The following is a 13,273-nucleotide window of genomic DNA, read 5'->3' as shown; positions in this document are numbered from 1 at the left end:
CTTTGTGTTTTCATCCGAGGAGGGGATCGTGACGTCTGTGCGGCCTTCGGGCGATTCTCCGTTGGAGGGGCGGGTGGAGGAGGCGTTGGATGGGGGGAGTCGGCCGCCGGTGGGGCGGTATCGGTTGGATCTGGTGTCGGGGGAGTGGGCGTGGTCGGATGAGGTGTATGTGATGCATGGGTTCGAGCCGGGTCAGATCGTGCCGACGACGCCGTTGATGTTGGCGCACAAGCATCCGGAGGATCGGGCGCGGTTTGATGGGGTGTTGCGGCGTGCTGCGGAGACGGGGGCGACGTTCAGTTCGGTGCATCGGATCGTGGATGCTGGGGGTGGGACGCGGACGTTGGCGGTGACGGGTCAGGGGCGGCGTGATCCGGCGTCGGGGCGGGTGGTGGAGTTGGTGGGGTATTTCATTGATGTGACGGATTCGCATCGGGTGGCGGCGCAGCGGGATGCGACGGCGTCGATTCGGGCGTCGGCGGAGCGGCGTGCGGTGATTGAGCAGGCCAAGGGGATGGTGATGGTGGTGTATGGGGTGGAGGAGGCTGAGGCGTTCGAGGTGTTGCGGGAGGTGTCGAATCGGACGAATGTGGCGGTGCGGGATCTGGCGGATCGGTTGGTGGGTCTGATTGCGGGGCCGGGGGTGACGGTGTTTCCTACGCGTGAGGTGATCGACGCGTTCTTGAAGGACCCGGACAACCCCGAACCACCCACCACCAACGGCTGAACCGCACGCGAGAGCGAGGAGGACGCCATGGAGCCCGAGGACGACCGCGTGACCGTCGTCGTTGCGACGCGGAACCGCCGGGAGGACCTCCTCGCCTCGCTGCCGCGGCACCGCTCCCGGGTCTTCCTGGTGGATAACGCTTCCACCGACGGCAGTCCCGGTGCGGTGGCCGCGGCGCGGCCCGCCACGACTGTGATCCGCCTGCGGCGGAACGTCGGCGCCGTGGCACGGAACGTCGGCGTCGAGGCCGCGAACAGCCCCTACGTCGCGTTCGCCGACGACGACTCGTGGTGGGCGCCGGGTTCGCTGGGCAGGGCGGCGCGCACCCTCGCGGCGCACCCGCGTCTCGGCCTCGTGTGCGCGCGGATCCTGGTCGGGCCCGAGGAACGTACGGACCCCACCAGCGCCGCGATGGCCCGCTCGCCCCTGCCGCGCGATCCGCAGCTGCCCGGGGAGCCGCTCCTGGGCTTCGTGGCGTGCGCCGCGATGGTTCGCCGGAGCGCCTTCCTCGCCGTGGGCGGCTTCGACCCGGTGGTGCGGTTCCCCGGTGAGGAGGAGCGGCTCGCGCTCGACCTCGCGGCCGCCGGCTGGGCGATGGCGTACCTCCAGGACGTCGTCGTGCACCACCACCCGTCGCCCGTCCGCCACTCGCCGGATCGGCGACGGCGCGGTCTCGCCCGGGCCGCGACCCTCAACGCGCTGATGCGCCTGCCGTGGCGGGACGCGATCGGCGAGATCCGCCGGGTGGCGGCCACGAGTCCGAGCCACCGGGCCGGCGTGCTGCACGGGCTCCGGGAGGCGCCGGCCGCCCTGCGACGGCGGCGCCCCCTCCCGGCCGACGTGATGGCGTTGCGGGCACTGCTCGCGCCGTGGTGAACAGCCCGCGCCGCGGCGCGGCTCATCGCCTCCGGGCGCCGGGACCGCTCCGGTCTCACGTCTCGCTGCGGTAGCCGTTCACCTTGTGCGTCCCGTCGCACCACGGCGGGATGGCCGTGCCGCCACAGCGGCACAGTGCCACCGTCGCGCGGTGCCGTGGTACGTCCCGCCCACGGTCGTCGACGATCCGGGCCGGGCCGCGAAGCAGCAGCGGGCCGTCGGGGCAGGCCGCCAGGGTCACCTCGTCGTCGTGCGGCCGGGGCACCTCGTCGTGGGCCGTCATGTCTCCTCCGGATCGTCGAGCGGCGCCCGCAGGGCCGAGCGGCCCTCGTTCCAGCATGCGAGCGTGTGCGCGGCGGCGTCTCCCTCCACGGCCAGGCACACGGCGGCCCCGAACAGGACGTCGTCGCGCAGCCCGGGCTCCTGCTCCACGAGCCGTCCCGCCAGGTCACGGGCCGCGATCTGCTCGTGCACGGCGTCGGCCTCCACGTGCTCGTCGAAGTAGAGCGTCGTGTCCGTGTCGTACCCGAGCCGGCGGAAGCCGTCGCCGTAGAGCCGGCTGGGGATCGGGGAGGTCATCTCGTACGCCGCGAGATGGCCGATGATCGCTCCCCGGAGCCTGCGGTGCAGGCCCAGGAACGACATCGTGTTCAGCGCGGCCAGGACGGGTACGGGCGCGACGTCGACGTACCGGCCGTACCGGTCGTCGAGTCCCGCACCGCGCAGCGTCCGTGCGAACAGTTCCGCGTGCGTGCGGCCCGTCCGTCCGCCGCCGTACTCGTCGGCCTGGATCTCCACGAGCGCCGACTTCGGCGCGCCGGCCAGGCGGGGCAGGGCCCACGAGTGCGGGTCGGCCTCCCGCAGCTGGTACAGCGACCGCAGCGCCAGCCACTCGCGCGCCTGCTCCCTGCCGGCGCGCCGGGCCAGGTACCGGGCCAGCGCCGGGCCGTCGTCGTCGGCGACGAACTCGAACAGGCGGCGGGCGAAGCCTGCCGCGTCGGACTCCGTGGCGACCGGCTGCCCCGCCCGCCGGCGCAGTGCCGCCTCGAACGGCACCTCCAGGACACGTCGTGCGGACAGCAGCCCCGGCTCCCACTCCCAGGCGTCGTCGACGCGCTCGACGCCGCGGTGGTGCAGTTCGTACAGGACCGCGAGCGCCAGCTGCGTGTCGTCGTCACGCAAGGGGTCGTCGGCGGCGTCGGCCGCCTCCTCGGCGGCCCACAGCAGCGGCGATGCCCAGGAGTCCGCGGACTCCGGGGGCGGGCCCGCCGTCAGCGTGGTCAGCAGCAGTGCGCTCAACGGGCCCCGGGGCCGCGGGACCGGGAGCCGGGCGGCGGCCCCCCGCGGGGCGGATCCACGCGGCAAGGCTCCGTTCGTGGGGCCGGAGCCGGTTTCTCGTACCGGAAGAGAGGACATGGCGGGCTCCTCGGTGGTCGTCGCGCCGGTGGGTCCACTGTCGCCACCGGCTGGGTCACTCGCACGCGGGACGGCCGCCCGGGCGGCGGAGGGTGCCGCCCCGCTCCGGGGTCAGAACACGGGACGCCCCCCGGTCACGCCGAGCACGGTGCCGGACACGTAGGACGCCGTGCGGGGCGAGGCCAGGAACACGAAGGCGGGCGCCACCTCGGCGGGCTGGCCGGCGCGGCCCAGCGGCGTGTCGGCGCCGAACGCCGGGATCTTCTCCGCGGGCTGGGTCGCCGGCTGCAGGGGCGTCCACACCGGCCCCGGCACGACGGCGTTCACCCGGATCCCGCGCGGCCCCAGCTCGGCGGCGAGATTGACCGTCACGTTGTTGATCGCGGCCTTCGTGGCCGCGTAGTCGAGCAGGGGGCCCGACGGCTGGTACGCCTGGATCGAGGAGGTGTTGATGATCGCTCCGCCACGCTCCAGGTGCTTCAGCGACGACTGCGTCACCCAGAACAGGGCGTAGAGATTCGTGCGCAGGACCCGGTCCAGCTCCTCGGTGGTCATGTCCTCCACCGAGCTGCGCCGGGCCATCTGGTGACCCGCGTTGTTCACCAGCACGTCCAGGCCGCCCAGCTCGACGGCCGCACGGTGCGCGACACCGCGCGCGGTGGCCTCGTCGCGCAGGTCCCCCGGCAGCAGCGCGCACCGGCGCCCCGCCTCGTGCACCCACCGGGCCGTCGTGCGCGCGTCCCGCTCCTCCTCGGGAAGGTAGGACACCGCGACGTCACAGCCCTCCCGGGCGAACGCGATGGCCACCGCCCGTCCGATACCGGAGTCGCCGCCGGTCACCAGCGCCTTGCGGCCGGTGAGCTGCTCCCGGCCGACGTAGCTGTCCTCACCGCAGTCCGGCGCGGGTGTCATCTCGTCGGTAGTGCCCGGGGGGCTCTGCTGCTGGGCGGGGAAGTGCTGGTCCTGGCTCATGCCGTCCTCCGTCGTCGGTCCGTGCTGGATGACGTGGCGGCCTCTGCTCGACCTGTCCTCAGGCTAACCGGGGCGCCGCCCGGTCGCAGGGGCCTCGCCCGGCGCGCCGCGCCTCCCCGCCGCTGCGAGTGAACCCGGAGCGGTGCACCGTGAGGAAAGCGGTCGAGAACAGGCTGCCGGACCAGCCGGCTGAAAGGACGACCGATGAGCAGCGAGATGCATTCCCCGCGAGGCCCGGTGACGAGGGCAGTCGTCACGGGCGGCGCCGGATTCGTGGGAAGCAGGCTCTGCGAGGCACTTCTCGACGCGGGTGCCGAGGTCGTGTGCGTGGACAACCTCCTCACCGGAGCCACCGACAACCTCGGCGCCCTGCGCGGGCGAAGCGCCCTGCGGTTCGTGCGGTCCGACATCGCGGAGGAGGGCTTCACGGCGCCGGCCGCACGCGCCGCCCTCCGTCCCGGCGTCGACCTCGTCATGCACCTGGCCTCACCCGCCTCGCCCGTCGACTACCTGGAACACCCGCTCGAGACGCTCGACGTGGGATCACGCGGCACCCGCGCCGCGCTCGACCTGGCCCAGGACCACGGCGCACGCTTCGTGCTCGCCTCCACCTCCGAGGTCTACGGCGACCCCCAGGTCCACCCGCAGGCCGAGGAGTACTGGGGCAACGTGAGCAGCGTCGGACCCCGCAGCGTCTACGACGAGTCCAAGCGGTTCGCCGAGGCGCTCGTGTCCGGGTACCGGCGCGCCCTGGGCACCGACACCGGCATCGTGCGGATCTTCAACACCTACGGCCCCCGCATGCGCGAGAGCGACGGCCGCGTCGTGCCCACCTTCATCCGCCAGGCGCTCGCCGGCGAACCGCTCACCGTGGCCGGGGACGGGTCCCAGACCCGCTCGCTGTGCTATGTCGACGACACGGTCGCGGGCCTCCTCGCGTTCGCCCGCAGCGGGCACCCCGGCCCGATGAACCTCGGCAACCCCTACGAACTCACGGTCCGGCAGATCGCCGAGGACGTCATCGGCGCGACCCGGTCCCGCTCGCGAATCGTCCACGTCGAACGGCCCGTCGACGACCCCGGCATGCGCTGCCCCGACATCACCCTGGCCCGCACCGAGCTCGGCTGGGAACCCGCGGTCACCTGGCCGGACGGACTCTCCCGAACAGTGGCCTGGTTCCGGCGGCGGGCGCAGGAGGCTGCCTGAGCGCCGACTCGCACACGTCCACCACCTCCTCGGCGGTCACCCGGGCCAGCGCCGGGTCCAGTCGCTCGGCGTTCGGGTCCCGGGACGGTTCGCCCGGCTCGCCGTGCCAGATGACGAGGTGTCGCGCCGGGTCGATCGCCGGGCCCCAGAGCGCGGGCGAGGTGGGCCCGAACAGGGTGACCGACGGCGTGCCGTAGGCCGTCGCGAGGTGCGCGACGCCGGTGTCGGAGCTGACCACCAGGCGCGCCCGGGACACGAGGTCGGCCAGCGCGGGCAGGCTCAGCCGCCCGGAGGTGTCCCGTACGGCGCCGTCCGCCTCCTGCGCGGGGCGTACGCGCCGGCAGAGCTTCTGCTCGGCGGGGGACCCGGTCAGCGTGACGTCCAGGCCCTGCGCGGTGAGCGCCCGGACGACCCGCGACCACCGGGGGGCGGGCCAGCGCCGGGCTCCCGCGGACGCGCCGGGATGGACGACGATCACTCCCTGCCCGGCCTCCGGGGCGCCGTGCCCGTCCGGCGGGTCGGCGGGGCCGAGTCGGAGGTCCTCCGGTCCGCAGCGGCCACCCACGCCGCTCACGAGACGGCACCACCGCAGCACCTCGTGTTCGTCCTCGTCCCAGTGGGGACCGGGATGATCCGCCGCCGGGTTGCCGAACGCGATGAGGGCGTCCGGCTGCGTCGCCTGGAGTGCACGGTGGCTCTGCGGCCCACGGCCGTGGAGGTTCACGGCCAGGCATCCGGGCGCGTCCTGGGCGCCGCCCGGTCCGCTCCACGGCCAGGGCAGCCGCGTCAGGCCGGTCGTGGGAAGCACCGCGTCGACGACCCCGAGGTCGGTCAGCCACTGGCCCAGGGCCTCGGGCGCGGCGAGCACCAGCCGGTGCCCGGGCCACGCCCGGCGGACGCCCCGCAGCGCCGCCACGCCGGTCAGCAGGTCGCCCAGGCCCAGGGCGCGCAGCGCGAGGACGGTCATGGCCGGCCTCCCGCGCCGCGCCCGCTCACGGCCACGACGCCTCCCCGGACGCCATGACGAGCATCTCCCGGATCTCGCTGCCCGGCGGCTGCGTGAGGGCCGCGAGCGCGGCCGCGGCCGTGGCGGCGGGATCGTTGAGATCGGCGTCCGGACCCGGCTTGTACTGCTCGGCCCGGCCGTCGAAGAACGGCGTCCGCATGCCGCCGGGGATCAGGCACGTCACCCCGACCCGGCCCGCGTACTCGGCGGCGAGCGCCTGGCTGAACCCGCGGATGCCCCACTTGGAGGCGCAGTAGGCCGTCGCGTCGCCCGCGCCGCGCAGCGCCAGGGTCGAGGCGACGGTGACCACGGTGCCGTGGCGTTCCTCCAGGTACGGCAGGGCGGCCCGGACCACGGAGACCGTGCCGAGGAGGTTGACGCGGATCACCCGCTCCCAGGCCTCCGGCTCGATCTCGAGCAACGGCCCGCACGCGTCGATGCCGGCCGCCGTCACCACCGCGTCCGGCGGCCCCGCCTGGTCGACGAGGGAGTCGACGGCGGCCCGCGCGGCACCGGGGTCGGCGAGATCGGCGGCGGCGAAGGGCACGTCGGCCGAGGGCTCGGCGACGTCCACCACGGCGGGCCGGCCCCCGGAGGCGCTCAGCGCGTCGACGAGCGCCGCGCCGAGCCCGGACGCCCCGCCGGTGACGAAGACGGTCCCGAGGGCGCGGGGCGTGAGAGGAGCGGTACGGGGCAGGGGCGCGGTGGCCGGCGAGGTGCCGGTCGTGGTCGCGGTCATGACGACCTCCTCATGGTCGGTGCGGCGGTGACGGACTCGGACTCCCGGATGCGGTCGACGAGCCGGGTGGTGGAGTGGCCGGGCAGGTAGGGCAGGGTCACGACGCGTCCCCCGGAGGACCGCACGACGGCGGCCTCCGGCAGGTCGGACACGGTGTAGTCGCCGCCCTTCGCCCAGACGTCCGGCCGCAGCTCGGCGATGGCCCTCGACGGCTCGTCGGACTCCAGGACCACGGCCGCGTCGACGCACGCGAGGCTCTCCAGGACGCGCAGCCGTTCGGCCAGCGGCACGAGCGGCCGTTCCGGTCCCTTGAGACGGCGCACGGACCGGTCGGAGTTGACGAGCACCACGAGGTGGTCGCCGAGCCGCCGGGCGCCCTCCAGCATGCTGACGTGCCCGGCGTGCAGCAGGTCGAAGCAGCCGCCGGTCGCGACGAGGACGCCGCCGGCCGCGCGCAGCCGCGCGCCGAGCTCCTCCAGGGACGTCGCGTCGCGCGTGGCGGGGCGTGGCCCGTCCTCCAGCGCCCGGCGGAAGCCGTCCGCGCCGCCCGAGGCGACCCAGGCGCTCGCGGCCAGCACTCCTTCGCGGACGGCGTCGGACGGTTCGTCGCCGCGGGCCAGTCGCTCGGTCACGGTCGCGGCGAAGCGGTCGCCGGCGCCGCAGGAGTCGGGTCCGTGCGCCGGCCGTGCGGGCAGGTGCCGCGCGACGGCGGGCTCGCCGTCGGCGGCCCCGGCGGGGCGGACGGTCACGAACGCGCCGCGTTCCCCGGCGGTGATGCTGACGGCCCGTGCGTCCCAGGCGCGGCGCAGCACGCCGGCCAGGTCCGGGAGGTGGGCGACGGCGGCGCCGGGCCGCGGGGCGAGCTCGTGGGCGGCCCGTTCGGCCTCGGCCTCGTTGGGCGTGACCAGCGCCGCTCCGGGGACGGGCGGGCCGCCCCGGGGATGCGGGTCCCACACGAGCGGGACGCGTCCGGCCGCCTCGGCGAGCAGGTGCCGCAGGTGCGGGTCGTGGGTGGTGCCGCCGCCGTAGTCGGCCACGAGGACGGCGTCGCAGCCCGCGAGGGCGTCGCGCGCCCGGGCGAGGGCGTCCGGCGTCGTCCCCGTCGGTGTGCCCGGACCGCCCTCGTCGACGCGCACGATGCCCTGCCCGTCGCTGCGCACCCGCGTCTTGCGGCGGGTGGATCCCTCGTGGCCGAGCGGCACGAGGGTGACGGCGTCGAACCGGTGGCGCAGTTCCCGGCCATCCGCGTCGTCGGCGATCGGCGCGACGAGCACGACGTCGGCCCGCTCGGCGCACAGCAGGGCCGCGAGACCGGCACCCCCGGGGCTGTGCCGCACGGTGGTCACGTCGACCACCGGTACGGGGGCGTCCGGGGCGAGCCGGGTCACGGTGCCGTCGATGTCCCGGTCGAGGAGGACGTCCCCGACCACCGTGATCCGGGGGCGTGGGGGCGTGTCGCCGGGCACCGGGGCGAGGTAGGCGCGTGCGGAGCCGCCGGGTGCCGCGGCCGGGCGGCTCATGCCCGGGCTCCCGCCGACGGCGGGGTGGTGCGGCGGTCGCGGGCACGCCGGGCCACCCGTGCGTCCAGCGCCGCGCACAGCGCGTGCACCGCGACGAGGTGGATCTCCTGCACGGCGGCGCCGGACCGCACGGGCACCGCCAGCACGTCGTCGCACAGCGCCGTGAGCGGGTTGGGTGCCTGTCCCGTCAGACCCCACGTGAGGAGGCCGAGCTCGCGCGCCCGCCGCGCGGCGACCAGCACGTTCGCGCTCGCACCGGACGTCGACAGGCACAGCAGGACGTCGCCCGGGCGGCCGTGCGCCGCGACCTGCCGCGCGAACATCTCGTCCTGGCCGTAGTCGTTGACGATCGCGCTGAGGCTGGACGTCTCGGCGTGCAGGGCGATCGCGGCGAGCGGGACCCGCTCGCCCTCGAACCGGCCCACGAGCTCGGCCGTCAGGTGCTGGGCCTCGGCGGCGCTGCCGCCGTTGCCGGCCACCAGGAGACGATGCCCGTCGAGCAACGCGTCCGCGAGATGCCGGCCCCAGCCCTCGATCCGGTCGAGGGACGTGGTCAGGTGGTCGAGCCCGAGCGCCAGGTCGACGTAGTGCTCGTGGAACCAGCGGCGTCCGCCGGCGCCGTCGGACTCGGTGATCAGGTCGTCGAGCGCGGAGTTCATCGGGTACCTCCTGCTGCGGTGGCCAGGGATGTGTGCGCCACGGCCGGGTGCGCGGTGGCGTGGTGCCGGGCGGCCGGGGGACCGGCGACCGCGGTGTAGGCACCGGACGTCTGCCGGGCGATCTCCGCCCAGCCGTACCGGCGCTCGGCGCGTACCCGGGCCGCGGTGCCCAGACGCCGGCGGAACCGGCGGTCCGCGAGCCGCCCGAGTGCGGCGGCGACAGCGGCGGGATCCCGCGGCGGGACCAGGATGCCGGTGCGGTCGTGGGCCACCGTGTCGAGCATGCCGCCCACCGCCGACGCGACCACCGGGCGCCCGCACGCCCCCGCCTCCAGGGGGACGATGCCGAACGGCTCGTACCACGGCGTGCACGCGACGACGTCGACGCTCCGGATCAGGCCGGGGACGTCGTCGTGCGGGACCGCGCCGAGGAACCGCACGTGCTCGGCGACGCCGGCGTCGCGGGCGATGCCGCGCAGCCGGCGCACCTCCGCGTCGCGGTCGAGCTGGTCGACGGGCGGCCCGCCCGCGACGAGGAGCTCGACGGGCTGGTGCCCGCGCTCCGCGAGCCGCGCGAGCGCCTCCACGACGGTCGCCACGCCCTTGCGTGTCACGAGCCGGCCCAGGGACAGCACCCGCAGCGGGTCGTCGTCGGGCCGGACCGGGACCGGCCCGGGCGTGAACGTCCGCAGGTCGACGCCGCAGGGCACCATGCGGATGCGGTCGTCCGTCGCGCCGATCCGGTGCAGCTCCCGGATCTCGTCCCGGCAGGTCGCGAGGACGAGGTCAGCCTCGCGGCAGAGCGTGCTCTCCAGCCCGGTGCGCTCGGCGGGGCTGGTGTCGGCGGCGCCCTGGTACCGGCGCTTGACGGAGCCGAGGGCGTGGAACGTCTGGACCACCGGGACGCGCGGCGTGCCGGTGCGGGCACCCTCCCGGGTGGCGCGCAGGGCCGCGAGCCCCGACATCCAGAAGTGGGCGTGCAGCACGTCGGGACGCGTTGCCGGATCGGTGAAGCGCGCCGCGAGGTCGTCGCCGAACGGTTCCATCCAGGGCAGCAGGTCGTCCTTCGGCAGCGGCTCGGCGGGGCCGGCGTCGACGTGCACCACGTCGACGCCGGGAGCCAGGGGCACCCGCTCGGGAAGGTCCGGATCGTCGCGCCGCGTGTAGACGTCGATACGATGACCGTCGGCCGCGAGGCTCCTCGCCAGGGCCGCGACGTGCACGTTCTGCCCGCCGGCGTCCGCCTCGCCCAGGACGGCGAGCGGGCTGGCGTGCTCAGAGATCATGGCGATCTGCATGGGACACCTCCTGTGTCAGCAACGTGGACCAGCGCTCGAGGAAGAGATCCAGCGGGTAGCGGCGCAGCACGTGCTCGCGGGCCGACTTGCCGTAGGCGGCGGCCTCCGCCGGGTCGCCGAGCCAGCGCCGGGCCACCGCGGCGAGCTCGTCCGGATCGGCGCTCAGGACGCCGGCCTCCGGAGGGACGGCGGCGTACGCCGCCGTGACCGGCAGGGCCAGCACCGGCATGCCCAGCGCCATCGCCTCCAGCAGCGCGAGCCCCAGGCTCGTCCAGCGGTACGGATGCAGGTAGAGGCGCGCCCCGCCGAGCCGCTCGTGCAGTTCCGGCTGCGGCAGGTCGTACAGGCGCCCCGCGGTGCCGGCCGCGACCGGGCCCAGCGGGGCGAGATGTTCCGCGAGCCGTGCCGTGCCCATCCCGTACACCTCGGCGGGAAGCTCCCGCGCCAGGCGCAGGAGGATGTCCGTGCCCGCCGCGCGCGAGCGGCGGACCGGCTCGTTCACGACCGCGGCCAGCCTCTCGCGCTCGCCCGTGTACCGGTGGCCCGGATCGGGCACGCCGTGGTCGATCACGACCGTGCGCGCCGTGCCGGTGTCCCACATCAGGGCGTTGAAGTCGGTCACGTGCACGATCGGGACGCCGCCCCGGGCGACGACGTCGACGTCCGCCAGGGGGTGCCGCGTCGCGGCCGCCGGCCCTCCCGGGGCGTCGTGCTCCAGGTACACGGCCGGCAGGTCGGTGCCGGCGTGTCGCCCCGTCCACTCGCGCAGCAGCCGCGCCTCGTGCGGGCGCTGCAGCAGCACCACGTCGACCGCGCCCCGGTCCACCGCGTGGCGCACCTCGCGAGGGGTCAGCTCCCGGACCGTGGACGGCCAGTCCCAGGTGTCGGCCCGGCCACGCCCGTCCGGGGGCCGGCCGGGCAGCACGGGCACCACGTACTCGTGCCCGCCCTGCACGAACGCGGTCGTCCAGGAGCCGTGGACGTGCCACAGCAGGATCCTCATCCGGAACACCTCCCCAGGCGCGCCGCGGTGCGGACCGGACGGCGCGCCAGGCGTGCCACCGCCTCGGACACCTGGTCCGCGGTCACCGAGGCCAGGCACGGATGCCCGGGGACCGGGCACGTACGCGCCCGGGTGCCACGGCACGCCGCGCCCTGGTCGCCGAGGACGATCAGCGGCACGCCGTACGGCGTCCAGCGCTCGAGCGGGACGACGGGCGCGAACAGGCTGACCACCGGCGTCCCGACGGCGGCCGCGAGATGCGCGGGCCCGGTGTTGCCCGCCACGACGCACGCCGCCGCCCGCAGGACCGCGGCCAGCTCGGCCAGGTTCGTGCGCCCGCCGAGGTCGACCGCGTGATCGCCCGACACGTACGCGGTGAGCTCCCGCTCCTGCGCCGATCCGGTGACGCGCACGTCCCAGCCGTCGGCCGCCAGCCGTTCGGCGAAGGCGCGCGCGTCCTCGGGCCGCGGGGCGCGGGCGGGCACCGAGGCGCCGGGGTGCACGACGACGGTGTCACCGCCGTCCGTGTCACCGCCGTCACCGCCGTCACCGCCGTGCGCCCGGCCGTCGTCGTGCCGCGCGACGGCGGCCGACGCCGGGAGCGCGCCCCGGACCGCGAGCCGCCCGTCGTCGTCCGGAGGGAGCTGGGCACCGACCAGGGCGGCCAGGTCGAGGCAGGCGTCCACCTCGTGCAGACCCGGAGGGCGATGGTGCCGCACGTCGAGAAGGGAGCCGGGATAGTCCTCGCTCGTGGCCACGATCCGCGGCACGCCGGCGAGCCGGGCCAGCAGCGCCATCGGGAGCGGCGACTGGTGGAACGACGTGAAGATCACGGCCAGCCGGTACCGCCGCGCGATCAGCGTCGCCACGAGATCGAGAACCGACTCCGGCGACACCCGCGGCGGCCGCATCCCGGACCACGGGGCGTCGAAGCGCAGCGTCTCCGCCACACCCGGAAGCAGCTCCGCCGCCTGGGCCCCGGAACCCGACACCAGCAGATCCACCTGCCCGTACGTCGCCGCCAGCGCGCGGATCGCAGGCCCGGTCACGAGCACGTCCCCGTCGCTGTCGAGGCGGACGGCGAGCACCCGCCCGGCGCGATCCGCACGTGCGGTGGCCCCCTGGGCCACCGGCCTCGGGGCCGAGGTCGTCGTCATAGCGGCACCGCCTCCTCGAGGGTCGCGGCGACCACGGGGGCCGCCGAGAGTTCCGCGCGCCGGGTCATCGCCGTCGGCACCAGGACGCTCCGCGCACCCGCCGCGACGGCCGCCTCCACGTCGGCGCCGATGTCGCCCACGACGACGCACTCGGCGGGCAGCACCCCCAGCTCGGCCGAGGCCCGCAGCACCAGACCGGGCTCCGGCTTGCGGCACGTACAGCCGTCCTCCGGATGGTGCGGGCAGCGCTGCCAGGTGTCGAACGGGCCCAGCAGCTCACGTACCCGCTCGTCCACGGCGTCCGCCTGCGCGCTCGTCAGCATGCCCCGGCCGATCCCCGACTGGTTGGACACCACGCCCACCCGCAGGCCCCGCGCGCGCAGCCGGTCCAGCACCCGGCGCGCGCCGGGCAGCGGCTCCACCGCGACGGGATCGCCGTTGTAGGGCACGTCGTGGATCAGGGTGCCGTCACGGTCGAACAGCACGGCGCGGACGGGCAGCGGCCAGGCCGGCGCTCCCGGGCGGAGACCGCGCCGCCACGTCCAGGCCCCCCGGGCGCGATGGGCCACGGCGGCGAAGGGGATCAGCACGCTCGTGACGAGCATCCGGGCCAGTTCGGGGGCGTGGCCCTCCTCGCCGGGACGCGGGCCGGGGGCCAGGCGCTCGCGGGCGAACGCGCCCGTGAGGCCCGCCC

14 protein-coding genes are annotated in these 13,273 nt (G+C 75.7%); 3 read left to right on the top strand and 11 right to left on the bottom strand.

The features are described 5' to 3' along the window. Together IIE03_RS12705 and IIE03_RS12700 are read left to right on the top strand one after the other, a co-directional pair. A partial coding sequence (locus tag IIE03_RS12705; RefSeq protein WP_318842959.1) for a PAS and ANTAR domain-containing protein occupies positions 1-727 on the top strand: 727 nt, incomplete at its 5' end. Positions 728-754: 27 nt separating this feature from the next. After that, a complete protein-coding gene (locus IIE03_RS12700; protein ID WP_192863139.1) occupies positions 755-1,603 on the top strand; it encodes a glycosyltransferase family 2 protein in 849 nt (282 codons plus the stop codon). A gap of 55 nt (positions 1,604-1,658) precedes the next feature. On the opposite strand, the gene IIE03_RS12695 is transcribed toward IIE03_RS12700, so the two are convergent. The 3 genes from IIE03_RS12695 to IIE03_RS12685 all read right to left on the bottom strand — a co-directional run bounded on the left by IIE03_RS12695 (position 1,659) and on the right by IIE03_RS12685 (position 3,991). After that, entirely contained in the window at positions 1,659-1,886 is a 228-nt protein-coding gene (locus IIE03_RS12695; protein ID WP_192863138.1) for a CDGSH iron-sulfur domain-containing protein, read from the bottom strand. Further along, a complete protein-coding gene (locus tag IIE03_RS12690) occupies positions 1,883-3,019 on the bottom strand; it encodes an iron-containing redox enzyme family protein (protein WP_192863137.1) in 1,137 nt (378 codons plus the stop codon). The genes IIE03_RS12695 and IIE03_RS12690 overlap by 4 nt, the downstream gene beginning before the upstream one ends. A gap of 111 nt (positions 3,020-3,130) precedes the next feature. Further along, positions 3,131-3,991, bottom strand: a complete 861-nt coding sequence (locus IIE03_RS12685) for an SDR family oxidoreductase (protein ID WP_192863136.1) — start codon at positions 3,989-3,991, stop codon at positions 3,131-3,133. Between the two features lie 204 nt (positions 3,992-4,195). Here IIE03_RS12685 and IIE03_RS12680 point away from each other — a divergent pair, with 204 nt between their 5' ends. After that, positions 4,196-5,197: an NAD-dependent epimerase/dehydratase family protein gene (locus IIE03_RS12680; RefSeq protein WP_192863135.1), complete on the top strand. Its 1,002-nt coding sequence runs from the start codon at positions 4,196-4,198 to the stop codon at positions 5,195-5,197. Here IIE03_RS12680 and IIE03_RS12675 read toward each other — a convergent pair. The 8 genes from IIE03_RS12675 to IIE03_RS12640 all read right to left on the bottom strand — a co-directional run. Next, positions 5,130-6,164 (bottom strand): glycosyltransferase family 9 protein, encoded by a 1,035-nt coding sequence (locus tag IIE03_RS12675; RefSeq protein WP_192863134.1) that lies wholly within the window; start codon positions 6,162-6,164, stop codon positions 5,130-5,132. The genes IIE03_RS12680 and IIE03_RS12675 overlap by 68 nt on opposite strands. 25 nt (positions 6,165-6,189) lie before the next feature. Further along, complete coding sequence (locus IIE03_RS12670; RefSeq protein ID WP_192863133.1) at positions 6,190-6,942, bottom strand: SDR family oxidoreductase; 753 nt, start codon at positions 6,940-6,942, stop codon at positions 6,190-6,192. Further along, positions 6,939-8,462: a PfkB family carbohydrate kinase gene (locus tag IIE03_RS12665; RefSeq protein ID WP_192863132.1), complete on the bottom strand. Its 1,524-nt coding sequence runs from the start codon at positions 8,460-8,462 to the stop codon at positions 6,939-6,941. Before IIE03_RS12665 ends, IIE03_RS12670 begins: the two co-directional genes overlap by 4 nt. Next, positions 8,459-9,121 (bottom strand): D-sedoheptulose-7-phosphate isomerase, encoded by a 663-nt coding sequence (locus IIE03_RS12660; RefSeq protein ID WP_192863131.1) that lies wholly within the window; start codon positions 9,119-9,121, stop codon positions 8,459-8,461. The genes IIE03_RS12665 and IIE03_RS12660 overlap by 4 nt, the downstream gene beginning before the upstream one ends. Beyond that, entirely contained in the window at positions 9,118-10,419 is a 1,302-nt protein-coding gene (locus tag IIE03_RS12655) for a glycosyltransferase (protein ID WP_192863130.1), read from the bottom strand. The genes IIE03_RS12660 and IIE03_RS12655 overlap by 4 nt, the downstream gene beginning before the upstream one ends. Next, positions 10,397-11,422 (bottom strand): glycosyltransferase family 4 protein, encoded by a 1,026-nt coding sequence (locus tag IIE03_RS12650; RefSeq protein WP_192863129.1) that lies wholly within the window; start codon positions 11,420-11,422, stop codon positions 10,397-10,399. Before IIE03_RS12650 ends, IIE03_RS12655 begins: the two co-directional genes overlap by 23 nt. Then, entirely contained in the window at positions 11,419-12,579 is a 1,161-nt protein-coding gene (locus tag IIE03_RS12645) for a glycosyltransferase family 9 protein (RefSeq protein ID WP_192863128.1), read from the bottom strand. The genes IIE03_RS12650 and IIE03_RS12645 overlap by 4 nt, the downstream gene beginning before the upstream one ends. Continuing rightward, positions 12,576-13,273 (bottom strand): D-glycero-alpha-D-manno-heptose-1,7-bisphosphate 7-phosphatase (locus tag IIE03_RS12640; protein WP_192863127.1); only part of this gene is annotated, 698 nt, incomplete at its 5' end. The genes IIE03_RS12645 and IIE03_RS12640, both read right to left, overlap by 4 nt.

It is taken from the genome of Myceligenerans pegani (genome assembly GCF_014892515.1).
Classification (GTDB): Bacteria; Actinomycetota; Actinomycetes; order Actinomycetales; family Cellulomonadaceae; genus Myceligenerans; species Myceligenerans pegani.
This window is presented reverse-complemented; position numbering and strand designations above follow the sequence as displayed.

What these genes read in the sequence shown, in the direction of transcription:
- IIE03_RS12700 (WP_192863139.1), top strand. Translation starts at nt 755, where the DNA reads ATGGAGCCCGAGGACGACCGCGTGACCGTCGTCGTTGCGACGCGGAAC.
- IIE03_RS12695 (WP_192863138.1), bottom strand. Translation starts at nt 1,886, where the DNA reads ATGACGGCCCACGACGAGGTGCCCCGGCCGCACGACGACGAGGTGACC.
- IIE03_RS12690 (WP_192863137.1), bottom strand. Translation starts at nt 3,019, where the DNA reads ATGTCCTCTCTTCCGGTACGAGAAACCGGCTCCGGCCCCACGAACGGA.
- IIE03_RS12685 (WP_192863136.1), bottom strand. Translation starts at nt 3,991, where the DNA reads ATGAGCCAGGACCAGCACTTCCCCGCCCAGCAGCAGAGCCCCCCGGGC.
- IIE03_RS12680 (WP_192863135.1), top strand. Translation starts at nt 4,196, where the DNA reads ATGAGCAGCGAGATGCATTCCCCGCGAGGCCCGGTGACGAGGGCAGTC.
- IIE03_RS12675 (WP_192863134.1), bottom strand. Translation starts at nt 6,164, where the DNA reads ATGACCGTCCTCGCGCTGCGCGCCCTGGGCCTGGGCGACCTGCTGACC.
- IIE03_RS12670 (WP_192863133.1), bottom strand. Translation starts at nt 6,942, where the DNA reads ATGACCGCGACCACGACCGGCACCTCGCCGGCCACCGCGCCCCTGCCC.
- IIE03_RS12665 (WP_192863132.1), bottom strand. Translation starts at nt 8,462, where the DNA reads ATGAGCCGCCCGGCCGCGGCACCCGGCGGCTCCGCACGCGCCTACCTC.
- IIE03_RS12660 (WP_192863131.1), bottom strand. Translation starts at nt 9,121, where the DNA reads ATGAACTCCGCGCTCGACGACCTGATCACCGAGTCCGACGGCGCCGGC.
- IIE03_RS12655 (WP_192863130.1), bottom strand. Translation starts at nt 10,419, where the DNA reads ATGCAGATCGCCATGATCTCTGAGCACGCCAGCCCGCTCGCCGTCCTG.
- IIE03_RS12650 (WP_192863129.1), bottom strand. Translation starts at nt 11,422, where the DNA reads ATGAGGATCCTGCTGTGGCACGTCCACGGCTCCTGGACGACCGCGTTC.
- IIE03_RS12645 (WP_192863128.1), bottom strand. Translation starts at nt 12,579, where the DNA reads ATGACGACGACCTCGGCCCCGAGGCCGGTGGCCCAGGGGGCCACCGCA.